The sequence below is a fragment of the Paenibacillus sp. FSL R7-0272 genome, assembly GCF_037969905.1.
Taxonomy (GTDB): Bacteria; Bacillota; Bacilli; order Paenibacillales; family Paenibacillaceae; genus Paenibacillus; species Paenibacillus polysaccharolyticus.
Window position 1 is genome coordinate 750,412 of the sequence record NZ_CP150221.1, and the last position, 15,845, is coordinate 766,256.

A 15,845-nucleotide genomic window follows, 5' to 3' on the forward strand; every position below is an offset into this window, starting at 1 on the left:
CAGATCAGCAAATCAAGGATCGTCGTTTTCTAGCGAGGTGGATAGGAGTAACTTTGATCGTCATGTCGTGTTTATTTCTGATGATGGGAACCATGCAACTGTTCGATCAATCCTCACATTATATCGGGCATTAAGCAAATCTCCCTATGAACGCACAGCTTGTAGCGATGCGTGAGAGGGAGTTTTTTTATAAAGACACGAAGGTGGCGGGGATTTTTAAAAACCCTGGAAACTCGAAAACCCAAACCCAAAACCCAAAACCCAAACCCAAAACCAAAACCCAAAACCCAAAACCCAAAACCAAAAACCAAAACCCAAAACCCAAAACCCAAAACCCAAAACCCAAAACCCAAAACCCAAAACCCAAAAAACCTAACCCTATAGTTATCAATGTTCTGTCTCTCTCGTAGCGCTAACGATCATAACAGAGCTTATTTGGCTGATTTAGCCAGCTTATAACTTCTAACGATCACCAGAAACGCTATTTTCTCAATTTTAGCTGAAATCGGGATAAATCGGGGAGGATTTACTTCAATAGCGTTCCTACGGATCGTTAGAATTTCACAAGGCCTATTTGGCGCCCAATAAGGCTTCTCATGATCGTTAGAGTCATTAGCATTTCGGCTGCCGGTCTCCTTGGTATCGATTTTTTAACTTCAGAACCTTTCCATGCGACGTATACAATTTTGCTTTGTTCGCAACGGGGATTTTTACCTGAAAGTTACATTCTAGAGTATTGATTTGATTCGTTTTAAGCGGAGCTTTTTGTGATACTTCTTCAACGTTTAGTTGCAAGACACAATGAGATGCTCATTTCTTATCTTAAAGAAAAGCCGATTCACCTATTACCTGTTTGTTCACTATACTTGGAGGGGGGGCTCGCTTTGATTGTGTTAGCTAAACAGCTTGCCGGAAGAATGAGAGCGCTGATCGCTATCGAAAGTGAGATCGCAGACGCAACACATAGACAAGAAGAGGAACAGGCCATACGAGCGTTGGAAAAGGACAGATCCACTCAGATTCGTAGCTTCACGCGTGATGAATTATTGGTTATCAAAACGGTTATGAATATTGGCCGATGCGAAAGAGGTTATCGTTATTATGCCAACTCAGAGAATCCATATTATTATGAGATCATTCACCTGCCCATTGAGTTGAACGAGCATGAGTTGATGCAGAAGTATTCATATTATCTGGTACATAAAACAGAACATGAGCTTGCAGATAGAATGGAGTACTATACGGCTGTTTCTGAACAACTGAAGGAAGGTATGGCTATTTTGAAACTCTAGGAGGCAGATCGGATGATTATGAAAATTTCGTATTGCACCCCTGACGGTTTCTATTATTATGTCCCTGACCAGCATGCAGAGCAGATCGAAGCGTGGAGAAATGAATTTTCTGATTTTCTGCAAAGCATTGAAGGTAAACATCCATTCACTCAATATATGGAATCGATTAATTTCGATGATGAACTGGAATATGGGGTGTTTATTCGCAGTTACGGCGGGGATGATTTTATGGATTGGATCAACGTCGAAAAGTTGAAAAGCAGGGGAATCTATCGTATACCTGCACCGCTGGATGATTCAGAGGTGGGAATCAGGATTGATTTTTGAGTAGATTGGGGTCCCAACTCAATAAATCATAAATCAAAAAGCCCCGCTTCTCGTGCAGGCTGCACATGAAGCGGGGCTTTGTTATCTCATTTTATCCCATGAAAGATTAAGGGGGTTACGCTTTTTTCATCATTTGACGCAGTACCGTTTGCAGGATACCACCGTTGTGGTAGTAATCCACATCAACCATGCTGTCCAGACGAGCAATAACAGGGAAGTCGAACTGTGTACCGTCTTCACGAGTTACGGTTACTTTCAATTCTTGACCTGGTTTCACATCGTTGCTCAGACCCGTGATGTCAAACGTCTCACGTCCGTTCAGGCCGAGGCTGGACCAGCCGTGACCTTCCTGGAATTGCAATGGCATAACGCCCATACCTACCAAGTTACTGCGGTGGATACGCTCGAAACTTTCTGCGATAACGGCTTTGACGCCGAGCAAGAACGTTCCTTTGGCTGCCCAGTCACGGGAGCTTCCTGTACCATACTCTTTACCTGCGATAACGATCAGGTTCTGTCCTTCATCCTGATACTTCATGGAAGCATCGTAGATGGACATTTCTTCGTCTGTTGGCAAGTATTTCGTAATACCACCCTCAGTCCCTGGAGCTACCTGGTTACGAATACGGATGTTGGCGAATGTACCACGCATCATGACTTCATGGTTACCACGGCGTGAACCGTAGGAGTTGAAGTCTTTGCGCTCTACGCCATGCTCTTTCAGATACAATCCAGCTGGACTGGACGGAGCAATGTTACCTGCTGGTGAGATATGGTCCGTTGTTACGGAGTCACCCAGCAATGCCATTACACGTGCAGCGCGGATATCGGAGATATCGTTCAGCTTGTCACCAAGCTCTTGGAAGAATGGCGGGTTCTGGATATAAGTGGAGTTCGGGTCCCACTCGTACAGTTCGCCTTCCGGTACAGCAATTTGGTTCCAACGCTCATTGGCAGTAAATACGTTCTCGTACTTGTTGCGGAACATCTGTGCATTCAGGGAGCTTGCAATCGCATCCTTGATCTCTTCGGAGCTAGGCCAGATGTCTTTCAGGAATACAGGTTGATTATTTTGGTCGTGACCGATTGGATCGGTTTCGAAGTCAATATCAACTGTACCTGCCAGTGCGTAAGCAACAACCAGCGGTGGAGAAGCCAGATAGTTGGCTTTTACTTGTGCGTGTACACGGCCTTCGAAGTTACGGTTACCGGACAATACAGCCGCTACAGTCATATCGTTAGCAGAGATCGCTTCGCTCACTTCATCCGGCAGTGGACCGGAGTTACCGATACATGTTGCACAGCCGTAACCGGCTACGTTGAATCCGAGTTGGTCGAGATAAGGGATCAGACCTGCTTTTTCCAGATACTCGGTAACGACGAGGGAACCTGGAGTCAAGCTGCTTTTCACATATCCTGGTTTAGTGAGACCAAGTTCAACCGCTTTTTTCGCGAGCAAACCAGCACCGACCATAACGCTAGGGTTGGATGTATTCGTACAGCTTGTGATCGCCGCGATGACTACAGCTCCAGCTTTCATCTCAGTAGTGGAACCGTCAGGGTGCTTCACAGGCACTTTTTGTTCAATCTTCTCATCGCTCAGTCCATATCCGCCTTTGTCGACAGGAGTACGGATGATGCTGTTGAAGCTTTCTTTCATTTGAGTCAGCTCGATACGGTCTTGTGGACGTTTTGGTCCTGCAAGACTTGGTACAACGGAGCCGAGATCCAGTTCAATTACATCCGTGAATTCCGGATCAACAGTGCTGGAAGTACGGAACATGCCTTGAGCTTTGTAATAAGCTTCAACCAGTTCTACTTGCTCGTCGGAACGTCCAGTGCTGCGCAGGTAGTTCAGCGTTTCGCTGTCTACCGGGAAGAAACCGATCGTTGCGCCGTATTCCGGTGCCATGTTGGCAACTGTTGCACGGTCAGCAAGGCCAATGTTGGCAAGCCCTGGTCCGTAGAACTCAACGAATTTGCCGACAACGCCTTTTTTACGAAGCATTTGAGTAACGGTGAGCGCGAGGTCAGTTGCTGTTGCGCCTTCGCTCAGGCTACCTGTCAATTTGAAACCGATAACGTCTGGTGTTACAAAATAAAGCGGTTGGCCAAGCATACCTGCTTCAGCCTCGATACCACCTACACCCCAGCCGACAACGCCGAGACCGTTGATCATAGTGGTGTGGGAGTCTGTACCCACGAGGGAATCCGGGAATACAACCGTTTCGCCATCAACTGTTTTGGTTGCAGCCACGGAAGCAAGATACTCCAGGTTAACCTGGTGAACGATCCCTGTGGATGGTGGAACAGCACGGAAGTTGTTGAATGCCGTTTGTGCCCAACGAAGGAAGCGATAACGTTCTTCGTTACGCTCGAATTCAACTTTGATGTTGTAATCAAGTGCATCACTGGTTCCAAAAGCATCAACCATAACGGAGTGGTCAATAACGAGATCAACGGGAACGAGCGGGTTGATCTGTTTTGGATCTCCGCCTGCTTTTTTCACGGTGTCACGCATTGCTGCAAGGTCAACAACAACCGGTACACCCGTGAAATCCTGCAATACGATCCGCGCAGGGATAAACGGAATTTCCTTATTATTATCACGGCCTTCAGCCCAGCCAGTCAGTTGTTTAACGTGTTCTTCGGTGATAGCACGTCCGTCGTATTGACGAATCGCTGCTTCAAGCAGAACTTTAATCGAGAAGGGAAGCTTGGAAAGGTCGCCGTGGCCGCCTTCCTGAAGAGCATCGAGACTGTAGTAGCGGTAAGACTTGCCTCCAACCTCAAGCGAACGAGCGGCGGAGAAATGGTTCTTGGCTGACATACATGTACCTCCTTAAAATGTGTCGGTGAGATGAAGAAAACGTTCATTTCTAAATGAAGAACAGGCCTTCACCGTTCCGTGTTCTTGTTCAGTGGTTTCATCAGATGAAACATAATTTCAAAATCATAACTTTAGTTCTAAGTATACCGTTTTCACATCCGTACGTAAAGGGCTTTTTGCCTGTTCAAGCAAGCGTTTGAAAGGATGAAGGCGTTTTCTACATTCTGGCATGAGCGTGGATGATTTTGATCTTTTCAGGTCACAGATTTAGCTGCGTTATTTGAGCTGTGCACATACAACCGAGGTTCCTTTCATATGAATAATAGGAGCAGACTGAACTCATGCCAAAGGGGGACACAAGCTTGGAACGCGAATGGAAGAGTGCCTTATATACGTACGTCAACCAGTACAATCGCTGTGAGATCGATTACCGTCCACAGACGAGTGAACGGATCGTAACCGATCCCGAATTTGTGGTGGAACGGGGAGAACGCATGGCAAGGCTGGATGAATGGTATCGCAAACGGCGCGCCGTACCTCTTCGCAGCGAGACCAGCGCCAAGCTTGTGCGTACACTCATTGATGGATCTGAAGAAGCGGTGGTGGAAGTGCAACTGTACAGTAGGTTGTTCTATGAGAAGAGTGGCATCACTCACCGAGAAGATCGGATCGAACGGGAGCGACTTACCTTTTTGCGCGAAAATGGGCACTGGAGTATAGCGCGTGTGGAACGAGAAGTGCCGGAGCGCCGTCCAGCGGGGGAAGGACGTCCTTATCAACAAGCCGATTTTGTACAGGCGGTGAATCGGCCGCTTCTGAATCGGGAAGTATTGGGTCAAGGCAGAAGTGCCAAAAGGCATATATATCGTCGGGATCTGGCCGTGGCCTACGCAGATCGATGGTGGAATGCAGGCAATCCGGCATATGAAGAATTCGATGTGGACTGCACGAATTATGTGTCCCAGTGTCTCTTTGCAGGGGAAGCACCCATCCACTATACTGGTAGAAGAGAAGCGGGCTGGTGGTATAAAGGGTATGTGAACGGCGCGGAAATGTGGAGTTATAGCTGGGCTGTATCCAACAGTCTGGCAAGATATCTATCGGGTAGTAGCTGGGGGCTGACGGCCACCGAAGTGGATCGTCCTGAGCAGCTTATGCTCGGAGATGTCATTTTCTATGATTGGGACGGCGATGGAAGGTTCCAGCACAGCACGGTTGTTACCGCTTTTGACGCGGGGGGGATGCCGCTGGTGAACGCACATACGGTGAGCAGTCGCCATCGTTACTGGGACTACCGGGATTCCTATGCCTGGACGGAGCGGACGGTATATCGACTTTTTCATATCGCGGACGAATTTTAACAGGGAAAGATTTGCGAGATTCGGTGACGCAGACAGCCCGTTCCGTGTAAAATAAGAACAGAGACCGGAAGCAGCAGGACAATAGCCTGTAACGGCTGCGCAGATAGCATCACGTACAGATATAATCGGAGGTTACGCATGAGTATGGATAAATTAAAAGTAGGCGTCGTATATGGCGGAAAATCAGGTGAGCATGAGGTATCGCTGCAAACGGCGTTTGCTGTAACAAATGCATTTGATTACGAGAAGTATGAACTGGTTCCTTTTTATATCTCCAAGCAGGGGACATGGAAAAAAGGAGCCGTGATGAATGCACCTTTTGCACGTATTGAAGATCTTAAACTGGAAAACTTTGCGGGCGGCACACAGGACGCACTGAACGCATTATTCGCACGATTGTACGGTGGAGCGGAGGCACTGGACATTATGTTCCCGTTGCTTCACGGCACGTTTGGTGAAGATGGCACGATCCAGGGTATGTTCGAGATGGCGGATATGCCGTATGTTGGCGCAGGGGTGCTAGCTTCGGCAGGCGGCATGGACAAAGTAGTTATGAAAAAACTGTTCGCTCAAGCCGGGATTGACCAGTGTGCCTTCACGTATTTTAACGCGACACAATGGAAACAGACGGAACACGAAATGATCGTACAGGTCGAAGACCAGCTGGGTTACCCGTGTTTCATCAAACCGGCTAACCTTGGCTCTAGTGTAGGCATTTCCAAAGCGCGTAACCGCGATGAACTGAAAACAGCGATTGAGTTTGCACTCCGGTATGATACCAAAGTAGTCATTGAGGAATTTGTGGAAGCACGTGAGGTTGAAGTTAGTGTGCTCGGAAATGATGAACCGATGGCTTCGGTTCCAGGCGAGATTGTATCCTCTGGTGAGTATTACGATTATGCAGCCAAATACATCGATGGCCAGTCCCAGATGCTGATTCCTGCACCGCTCGACCCTGAGGCAGCAGATCGCATTCGTGAAGCGGCTTTGCAGGCGTTCCGTGCCATTGAGGGTAACGGTATCTCTCGCGCAGATTTCTTCATTCGCAAGTCGGATGGAGCGCTGCTGATTAACGAAGTGAACACGATGCCTGGCTTCACCCCGTACAGCATGTACCCGCTCTTGTGGCGCGAGACAGGTGTGTCATATGCTGAATTGCTGGATCGCATGATCGAACTGGGACTGGAGCGGTATAACCGCAAACAGGCACTGAATTACGAAAACGGCGTTCAGGCATAGCCTGGACGATCCGCTATCCAAGCTAGATTTCCACTATCAGGAGATTGGGAGGAATGTGCATGGGATTTCAGACAGAGTTTAATTCCGTATGTAAATTCAAGAGCGAACAAGAGTTATTTGAACTGCTGGAATACGGCCGCGGCAAAATGGTCAAACAAGGCTTTCGGGTATTTCCTACCGGGCAGAAGGTCATTGCTTACACTCCGGACAATGTAGCGGTGGCTATTGTGAAAATTGTGGCTTCCATTGCGGAAATCAATTTTCAGAACCAAGAAGTAACGGAAGTAGAGATGCAGCTTATTCGCAAGCTGACCGAGGAAGAATCACGCATCCAGACGGCGCTTGCCGATGAGATGTTCTTTGGGGAACAGGCTGAGGGTTAGAGTCTACCGTTGGGTACGATCATAGAGCCTTATAGGGTCTATCTCCTGTAAGAGAGCGATCGGCCGGATTTGCAATCACGGGATTACGCTCCCCTGTTTAGGGTAAAACTTGGTTATATACCATGTCGGCTTAGCTTCGCGGCTGTCTTCAGTCGTGCAAGTCTGTCCGTCCTAAACAGAGAGGAAGAAATTCATGCTTGTACGTTTCGGTTACGTGGCGATGTCGGTGCTGGTGGAGAATGCTTCGCCTTCCAAGACGATGACAATGGCTAGTTTTAATAAAATCGGCGACAGGGAAGCGGCGATTCGCAAGCTGGAACGCATTGCAGCCGAGAACCTGCACAATACCTTACGTTTGCTCCGGCACAATAAAGGAAGTCATATTCATGTATATCGCTTTTCTTCGAAATTAATTCCACTGGCTACCCATGAAGATTTGAGTGACTGGGACCCGTTTCCGGCACTGAAACCGGATTTCGAAGCCATTGGCGACTTCGTGAAGGAACATCAGATGCGCGTATCCTTTCATCCAGATCATTTTACCGTACTAAGCACCCCTCGCGAAGAGGTGTTGCGTAACTCGATGAAGGATCTTCGTCATCATGTCCGAATGCTGGATGCCATGGGCCTCAATGCGACAGCGAAGAATAATATTCATATTGGTGGTGCATACGGGGACAAGCCTTCAGCTGCACGGCGTTTTGAAGAAAATTTCCTGAAGCTGGATCGGGATATTCAGGAGCGACTGACGCTTGAAAATGATGATAAAACGTTCAATTCACCTGAGACACTCGCGGTATGTCAGAACCTTGGGTTACCGATGGTGCTGGATATTCATCACCAGTGGGTGAATAACGAAGGCGAGCAGCCATGGGAGCTGTGGCCGGATATTTTAAAGACCTGGCAATCACCGCTTGCCCAGGCCGATGCACCTCCAAACCAGCCATTAGTCCCCAAAATCCATGTATCCAGCCCGAAGAGCGAAAAGGACCCTCGTGGTCATGCGGATGGAGTGGAGGTTGAGCCCATACTTGATTTTCTGCGCCATATTGCAGCGGATACACCGGCCCTTGATGTCATGATTGAGGCGAAGCGCAAGGATGAAGCCCTGGTGCAGCTGATGCAGAAACTGGCCTTTTATCAGGATGAGGGTGTTGAATGGGTGGATGAGTCCACAGTACGAATTCATCCGTGAAGCCAAAAGGGGCTTGGGCAGCAAGAAACTTTACGAATGCTCAGACGTATACTTCTAAAAAGTATTTTTAACTTTTTCGTAGATTGATATAGAAAGTAGAGTGAACGCTTTGAGTGAAAAGGAAAAGGTACCTTATGTCGTGACAAGCAAAAGCTATACTGCCGTTGCCATTAATGCTGCGTCCAAGGCGGGCGAGTGGATCAAGAGCCGTCTGGGTACGGTAAGTGAACTCGGAACGAAGTATTCTCCTCAAGATCTGGTGACTGAAGTGGATAAAGGGGCAGAGCAGATGATTCGCCGCCTGATTCTGACCCATTTTCCAGACCACGCCATTCTGGGGGAAGAGGGAGTTGAACCGGGGCCGGAAGCTTCAGCAAGAGCGCTGAAAGAGGCAGCAGAGGAAGAGTACCTCTGGATTGTTGATCCGGTGGATGGAACGACGAACTTTGTGCACGGATTCCCATTCTATTCAGTTTCCATTGCGCTTGCACATAAGGGCGAAGTAATTGTGGGTGTCATCTACGATCCTTCCCGTGACGAATTATTTGTTGCGGAAAAAGGAAAAGGAGCCTATGTGCACGGAAACCGGATGACAGTATCGGGTGAGGAAACACTAACGCAGAGCCTCGTGGCGGTAGGCTTCCCGGCGGATACAACGTTTGCGTTGCCACTGAATATGGCCGCTGTTCAGGCCCTTGCTCCGCAGGTGCGCAATCTGCGTGCAGGTGGTTCTGCTGCCATTCATCTGGCTTATGTTGCTGCTGGGCGCCTGAGTGCTTATACGGAAGTGGGGCTCAAGCCGTGGGACATTGCCGCAGGTGCGCTACTCGTTGCGGAATCCGGTGGTAAGGTGACCGATACGATCGGAACACCATATACGCTAGCCGTGAATCATATCGTTGCCAGCAATGGCAAGATTCATGAGGCGTTGACGGATGTACTTAAAGAAGCTAAGGCTACCGGACTGGAGTAAACACATACCACTTTATTATAGGAGTGAATAACGATGGATGAATCCAAAGAACTGGAACGACGGCTTAGCGACATGCTGACGGAAGGAGATATGGAAGCGTCCGGTGATGCTGAAGAGCAAGAACGTCAGCTCATTCCTCCGAAGTACGAGGTGCGTATTCAGACAGAACGAGATCCGATTGTGGAGGAAACGTTAAAGTTTCGTACGATGGCTCGTGAACTGGATGATCGATATGACCGGTATTTGGATCGTGCTGCCGGACTGAAATCGAAGGCGGACGGCGGACTGAAGTCAGGTCAGCGTGCGGATCGAGAGCAAGTTAGAAATTCAGGATCGGATAGCGAAGCGTAACATACAGGAAACATATGACCATTAATGGACATACCATCATAAGGATATACATTCTCAATAGGATTGCTCTCATAAGATAGAGACGGATTCTAACAATAATAGACTTCCCGGCATAGGGAAGTCTATTATTTTGCGCGCACATTTAGGCAAGAGGACAAAGCTATATTTGAAGTGATAGAATAGAGGTACACAAGCATATGTCATCGGAATGAATGGTGTACTATATAATCGTGTAAATGCTGGATTTAACTAAAGGAGTGTTCACAAGAATGAAGCGTAAACGTATTTGGAAAAACACCGCCGCAGGGCTGAGTGCCAGCATGCTGGCAGGTATGCTGCTACTTACACCGTCCACATTACCGGCACATGCTGCCGATGCCAAAACGGGCGTATTACCTGTGGCTTCAAATGAAGCATCGCTTACGGCAACCAAGAAAGATGCTACTGTGGTAACCAAAGAGTTCCGGATCGTCACATTGGGTGACTCCATTACTGTAGGATATGAGCCAAAGATGACCACATTGCCTTACGGTTACGTTGAGCGTTTGCAAGAACAAGGCTTGCTCCATGGGCGTACACAAGTAGATAACTTCGGCATCGCTGGACTTAAAACGAGCGGTTTGAAGAACTTCACCGATGCGATCAAGGAAGGCAAGACGCTGACTTCTGAAGCCATTCAACCGAGTCTGCCTGATCCAAGAGCGGGACAGATCGGAGCTAATACGGCTGCGATCCGTGAAAGCATTGCACAGGCTAATCTCGTTGCGATGACGATTGGTGGCAATGATGTTTCGGAGCTCCTTGGTACAGCGACTACGATGAGCGACCAAGAGCTGCAAGAGAAAGTGAAAGAGCTCCTATCAACGTATACAACCAATGTTACTGCTATCATTAATGATATTCATGAGATTAATCCATCTGCCCGGATTGTTATTGCTGACCAGTATCAGCCGATGCCAGAAGTAGCCGGCAAAGAGCTGTATGCCAAGCTGATGCAGGCTTCCCAGGGATTCACACAAACGATTGATGGCATTGCTGCTCAGTTCACAGCTAAGGGTGCAGATGTGAAAGTAGCCCATGTAGCCAAAGATTTTGTGGGCGGTGAAGGCACGATGACACATATGATCAAAAATCGTGATTTCCACCCGAATCAGCTTGGATATGCTGCTATTGCTGAAGAGTTTGCGAAAACAATCTGGGGCGACTACACGAAACTGACCGCGCCAGATGCAGGCCAGCCGATGAACATCATCGTGAGTGGCAAGATGTTGAACACACCGTATAAACCGGTTATTCGTAACGGCAAAAACTTCGTCGCGATCCAGGATATCGTAAATGCGGTGGGTGCCAAAACCGTTTGGGATAACAAAACGTCAACGGCAACCATTACCTACGGTGACCGCACAGTAGCTGTGAAGATCGGAGCGAATGCCGTGAAAGTGAACGGCGCATCCGTTGCAGTGGACACTCCGGCCTTCCTGAACAAAGTAGGCAAAGAAGCCAAAACGTATGTACCTGTGGCTATGGTAGCCGAAGGTCTGGGCTTTGATGTGCAGTATATCGCGAAGCTTAAGACCGTATTTGTTAATCCGTAAGGCTTTTATCAGAGTTCACACCTATGACCGCATATGTAGAGATTGAACATGTAAGAATGAATGTGCATAAATGACCTTAACCCAAAGATATCATTAGTGGCGAGGCAGGACTTGTTCCTGACTCGTCATTTTTTTTTCAATCAAGAAAGGGGGGTGTCCTCAGTAACTCAATGGGCAGCGTTATTCTAACGATCAGGGGGAAGCCTTATTTGACTTGAAATATGCTTTTTGAAATTCTAACGATCCGTAGAGACGTTATTTAGGGAAATCTCTAAGATTTAACCCTGTTTTGCATGAAAATGAACCCAATAGCGTCACTGGTGATCGTTAGATTTTGAAACCATGTCAAAATGGCCAAATAAGGTCTGTGGTGATCGTTAGCGGTGCAAGAGAGCAATATATCCATAGCATTTCTCCGAAATTGTCTCGCAACAAAGTAAAGTGATGAATGCATCGGCATTCCCTTGAACCTCTTCGTTTTTTGAGTAACATATTCACCTACCATGATGGTTGTATACCTGCTCAGATGACCCAAAATGTTGTATAAATATGACTTGTCATCCGACCATGGATGTGTAAATATGAAAATAACTTACAAGAAAGCTGAATTTTGCGTTCGGGAGAATAACGGACATATTCAAAACTTGCTGCATTTTCGAACCAATGAAGCTCTTGTTCAGCCTTTTAATTAGTCCAGCATCCCCAAAACAGCAACCCTTCGCCAAGCAAAGGAGCGCTCCCGAGTGAGTAAATTTAAAAACGCTTTCACCACACTACCCATTCACCACAAAACGATGTTGCTGATTGGATTTTTAATGCTGATCAGCTTTGCTTTCTACGTATCTGTCATGCAGTACGTGCTGAATATTTATGACCGTCAGATCTACGAGAAGTCATCGCAAGTACTGAATATGTCGTCCGTCGGCATCGAGAACAAGCTACGCGAGTTATCCAATCTGTCCTTCAAAGTAATGTCGGATGAGCCGCTACAACAGTATCTATTGCAACTGGAGAAGGCGGAGACCGGATATGAGCGGAATAGTCTTCGTAAAAAGATTACAAACCGACTCGTTGCCTACGCTGGTTCCGAGAAATATGTGTACTCCATGATCTTTATCGACAACGATAACAATGTCATGGCGGCAGGTAATCGCGAAGGCATCTCAGAGACGAAACAACAGGAGCTGATTTCGCTCGGTGAGCAGTATGCCGGTTCCAACGTATGGCTGGCAAGTGGAGATCAACAGGCGAGGTTGCTGTCGGTCAGACAGGTGAAGTCCTTTACGGGCGGATCATTTACGCTGGAAAAGCTGGGGACCCTGATTATCCGTGTACGGCTGGATCGTATCGTACAGGATCAGATGCAGGAACCGGCAGAGGACTCACAGTTGCTGATCGTTGATGGGACGGAAGTCATCTACCCAACCGAATCGACCGTAAGCAAATCCGAAATTGCGGAAGAAATGAAGCGGACTCAACCTTACGGAATTGCCACATTGGAGCAGGGCAAATATTTTGTTGCAAGAGCACATTCATCCTATACCAGCTGGAATTATTTATATACCACGCCATTTGATCAGATGTTCAAACAGATTCAATTTGTCAAACAGTTAGTCATGGTCATTTTTATTATGATCTTTCTGGTGGCCCTTGTGATTGGAGCTAAATTCTCTCGCAGCATCACCCATCCGATTGCTCAATTAATCAAGAAAATGCGTAATATTGAAAAAGGGGATCTGGATAAACTGGAGGAAGCAGCCCTTGGCAACATTCCCTTATCTCCGCAAAATGAAGTCGGACTGTTACATCGAACGTTCAAGATGATGTTACAGCGGATTCGAGAGCTGATTGATGAGAATTATGCGAAGCAACTCGTCATTCGTGAAACAGAGTTGAAAGCGCTTCAAGCACAGATCAATCCACACTTTTTATATAACACGCTTGAATCCATTAACTGGCTTGCCAAAGTGCAGAAACAGCATCAAATCTCCGAGATGGTCGAAGCGCTTGGCTTCCTGCTACGTAGCTCGGTCAATATGTCCGAGAAGTGGATTACGCTAGAACGGGAGCTGGACATCGTGCGTAGCTACGTTACTATTCAGCGTACCCGGTTCGAGGAAAGACTTGATTTTGACATGCATATTGCGCCTGAGGTCGGAACAGCTCGAATTCCCAAGTTAACATTACAGCCGCTTGTAGAGAATGCCATTCACTATGCACTTGAACCAAGCATCGAACCTTGTCAGATTCGAATCCGTGCCAGAGCAGAAGGGGAGTATATTCGGATCGAGGTGGAGGATAACGGGCCGGGCATGACCTCCGAATTTATGGAACGTTTACAGGAAGGTCAGATTCAGACCAGAGGACAGGGCATAGGGCTTACGAATATTCAGGAACGTCTAAGGTTGACCTTTGGCGATGAAGGCACCATGAGCATTAATAGCAAGCCTGGATCAGGAACTGTAGTATCGATCAGCATACCTTGGATCAGAGAGGACGATGACGATGTACAAAGTGATGCTCGTAGATGATGAACGTGTCATACTGGAGGGGATTTCTCAGGTGGTTGACTGGGCAGCTGCAGGGACAGAGCTTGTAGATACGGCCAGAAATGGAGTGGAAGCACTGGGCAAAATCGAAAACGTCAAACCCGATATCATCATTACTGACATTTCCATGCCGGGTTTGGATGGACTGGGGCTGATCGAGAAGGCGTCCGAGGCATATCCCGCGGTACAATTTATCATGTTGTCCGGCTACAAGGAGTTTGAATATGCTCGCAAGGCGATGCAATATGGGGTTAAGCACTATCTGCTGAAACCCTGTAACGAGAATCAGATTCATGATGCCCTGGTTGAGCTCTTGCAGGAGCGTCAGGATGCGCAGGTGAAAGAACATGTTGCAGGAGAGATCAAGCAGCGTCTGCAGCGAGTACTTCCCCATGTGAAGGAACAGTTTCTGCTGGAGTTCATGACCAATCGTACGTATGGACCTGTGGATTTGGCGTATTATCAGGATCTGTTTAATATGGAGCTTCAACAGAATAGCGTCCGTTTACTGTTGCTTCGGATTGTGGATGAGCATGATTACAGCCATTTATTTGCGATTAAAAATATAGCGGCTGACCTGCTTCCGGGTGTACTGTTAAGCACAACGATTGAAGGCAAGCTCTTGATTGTACTAGCAGAACCAGCAGATGTGCATATGTTGCAGGAGCGGATTGAAGCGGTTCGCCAGACGTTTACCCGTCTGTACAGATTAGAGCTGACGGCTGCGCTCAGCGAAGCGGATCATATGACCCAGTCCCGGCGGTTGTTCCGCGAGGTGATGCAGTACTTGAATCATCGCTTTTTCATTGGAGAGGGCAAACTTATAACCAAGAATGATGTGGTGCTGGCGGGGGAGTGTGACGGTGTGAATGTGGAGCAGGATGCCGAGCAACTGTGCCAGTTAATTAAATCGGGGAATACGGAGGAGGCTGCGGCCGAGGTACATCGTCTGTTCGAGCAACTGGCAGACCAAAAGCTGGATATTGAGGTGACACGTGCTTATGTTGTGCAGTTATACTCTGCCATGATTCAAGTCTGCCCGCCAGAGGAGGCAACCGATTTCACGCAGCGGATGGCGGAACTGACACATATGGATACGCTAGCTGATTTAAATACATTTGTAGCAGACAGTGCTACCCGTTTAACTGCTGGTTATTATAAAAATTACATCAGTCGTCAATCATCGGCAGTGGAGAAAATGATGGACATCGTGGACCGTCACTATGGTGAGGCTGACCTTTCCCTGAGTGGAGTAGCACATCAAATGTTATATATGAATCCAGACTATCTCGGCAAAATTTTCAAAAAAGTCACCGGCGAAAATTTCTCCAATTACGTTAATCGTCTTCGCATCGAACGAGCGTGTGAACATATCCGCAGAGGCGGGGATGTGAAGGTGTTTGAGCTGGCCGAATTGTTCGGTTTTGGAGGTAACTCGCAATATTTCAGTCAGGTATTCAAAAAATGGACCGGCATGACGCCTACAGAATACCGCAGATTCGGCATCTAACAGGGGATTATAAATGGCAAAGCTATGATAATACGAGGTCATATCATATCTCAAGAGGAGGATAACCGGCGCTTGGAGCGTCAGGGATGTCCTCCTCTGTTTTTTGAACCAACAAGACGGTTTTGTGTATTCAACTTGGATCGTACTTTTGCGAAAATGACAATATCAAGTTTGTGAAAGCGTTATCAGTATATCGTTAACAAGATGGAGATAACCCGTTCACAATACCATATCAGCATA

At 47.5% G+C, this 15,845-nt stretch carries 12 protein-coding genes; 11 read left to right on the plus strand and 1 reads right to left on the minus strand.

Annotated features, from left to right (window positions below):
- Window positions 1-884 precede the first annotated feature (884 nt).
- Both MKY23_RS03435 and MKY23_RS03440 read left to right on the plus strand, forming a co-directional pair.
- The gene (locus tag MKY23_RS03435) at window positions 885-1,292 is read left to right on the plus strand and encodes a hypothetical protein (RefSeq protein WP_339835247.1); all 408 of its coding nucleotides are present in this window, start codon (window positions 885-887) and stop codon (window positions 1,290-1,292) included.
- 12 nt (window positions 1,293-1,304) lie between these two features.
- Window positions 1,305-1,619, plus strand: coding sequence for a hypothetical protein (locus MKY23_RS03440; protein WP_090924559.1), 315 nt, complete (start codon window positions 1,305-1,307; stop codon window positions 1,617-1,619).
- Between the two features lie 115 nt (window positions 1,620-1,734).
- Here MKY23_RS03440 and acnA read toward each other — a convergent pair whose 3' ends face one another.
- Window positions 1,735-4,449 (minus strand): aconitate hydratase AcnA, encoded by a 2,715-nt coding sequence (gene acnA, locus MKY23_RS03445; protein WP_339835249.1) that lies wholly within the window; start codon window positions 4,447-4,449, stop codon window positions 1,735-1,737.
- A 341-nt stretch (window positions 4,450-4,790) separates the two neighbouring features.
- On the opposite strand from acnA, the gene MKY23_RS03450 reads away from it, so the two are divergent.
- The 9 genes from MKY23_RS03450 (at window position 4,791) to MKY23_RS03490 (ending at window position 15,605) form a co-directional block, all read left to right on the plus strand.
- The gene (locus MKY23_RS03450; protein WP_090924557.1) at window positions 4,791-5,810 is read left to right on the plus strand and encodes an amidase domain-containing protein; all 1,020 of its coding nucleotides are present in this window, start codon (window positions 4,791-4,793) and stop codon (window positions 5,808-5,810) included.
- 138 nt (window positions 5,811-5,948) lie between these two features.
- Complete coding sequence (locus MKY23_RS03455) at window positions 5,949-7,049, plus strand: D-alanine--D-alanine ligase (RefSeq protein WP_154891913.1); 1,101 nt, start codon at window positions 5,949-5,951, stop codon at window positions 7,047-7,049.
- Between the two features lie 59 nt (window positions 7,050-7,108).
- Entirely contained in the window at window positions 7,109-7,432 is a 324-nt protein-coding gene (locus MKY23_RS03460; RefSeq protein WP_090924555.1) for a hypothetical protein, read from the plus strand.
- Between the two features lie 193 nt (window positions 7,433-7,625).
- Window positions 7,626-8,627 (plus strand): UV DNA damage repair endonuclease UvsE, encoded by a 1,002-nt coding sequence (gene uvsE / locus MKY23_RS03465; protein WP_339835254.1) that lies wholly within the window; start codon window positions 7,626-7,628, stop codon window positions 8,625-8,627.
- A gap of 109 nt (window positions 8,628-8,736) precedes the next feature.
- Window positions 8,737-9,600 carry an inositol monophosphatase family protein gene (locus MKY23_RS03470; RefSeq protein ID WP_244159478.1) on the plus strand — a complete coding sequence of 288 codons (864 nt, stop codon included), beginning with the start codon at window positions 8,737-8,739 and terminating at the stop codon, window positions 9,598-9,600.
- A gap of 33 nt (window positions 9,601-9,633) precedes the next feature.
- Window positions 9,634-9,951, plus strand: a complete 318-nt coding sequence (locus MKY23_RS03475; protein WP_339835257.1) for a hypothetical protein — start codon at window positions 9,634-9,636, stop codon at window positions 9,949-9,951.
- Window positions 9,952-10,220: 269 nt separating this feature from the next.
- On the plus strand, window positions 10,221-11,546 hold the full coding sequence (locus MKY23_RS03480; protein ID WP_339835260.1) for a stalk domain-containing protein: 1,326 nt from the start codon (window positions 10,221-10,223) through the stop codon (window positions 11,544-11,546).
- A gap of 743 nt (window positions 11,547-12,289) precedes the next feature.
- The gene (locus MKY23_RS03485) at window positions 12,290-14,077 is read left to right on the plus strand and encodes a sensor histidine kinase (protein ID WP_339835263.1); all 1,788 of its coding nucleotides are present in this window, start codon (window positions 12,290-12,292) and stop codon (window positions 14,075-14,077) included.
- Window positions 14,052-15,605: a response regulator transcription factor gene (locus MKY23_RS03490; RefSeq protein ID WP_339839178.1), complete on the plus strand. Its 1,554-nt coding sequence runs from the start codon at window positions 14,052-14,054 to the stop codon at window positions 15,603-15,605. The genes MKY23_RS03485 and MKY23_RS03490 overlap by 26 nt, the downstream gene beginning before the upstream one ends.
- Window positions 15,606-15,845 lie beyond the last annotated feature (240 nt).

What these genes read in the sequence shown, in the direction of transcription:
- MKY23_RS03490 (WP_339839178.1), top strand. Translation starts at nt 14,052, where the DNA reads ATGTACAAAGTGATGCTCGTAGATGATGAACGTGTCATACTGGAGGGG.
- uvsE (WP_339835254.1), top strand. Translation starts at nt 7,626, where the DNA reads ATGCTTGTACGTTTCGGTTACGTGGCGATGTCGGTGCTGGTGGAGAAT.
- MKY23_RS03460 (WP_090924555.1), top strand. Translation starts at nt 7,109, where the DNA reads ATGGGATTTCAGACAGAGTTTAATTCCGTATGTAAATTCAAGAGCGAA.
- MKY23_RS03480 (WP_339835260.1), top strand. Translation starts at nt 10,221, where the DNA reads ATGAAGCGTAAACGTATTTGGAAAAACACCGCCGCAGGGCTGAGTGCC.
- acnA (WP_339835249.1), bottom strand. Translation starts at nt 4,449, where the DNA reads ATGTCAGCCAAGAACCATTTCTCCGCCGCTCGTTCGCTTGAGGTTGGA.
- MKY23_RS03475 (WP_339835257.1), top strand. Translation starts at nt 9,634, where the DNA reads ATGGATGAATCCAAAGAACTGGAACGACGGCTTAGCGACATGCTGACG.
- MKY23_RS03455 (WP_154891913.1), top strand. Translation starts at nt 5,949, where the DNA reads ATGAGTATGGATAAATTAAAAGTAGGCGTCGTATATGGCGGAAAATCA.
- MKY23_RS03450 (WP_090924557.1), top strand. Translation starts at nt 4,791, where the DNA reads ATGCCAAAGGGGGACACAAGCTTGGAACGCGAATGGAAGAGTGCCTTA.
- MKY23_RS03440 (WP_090924559.1), top strand. Translation starts at nt 1,305, where the DNA reads ATGATTATGAAAATTTCGTATTGCACCCCTGACGGTTTCTATTATTAT.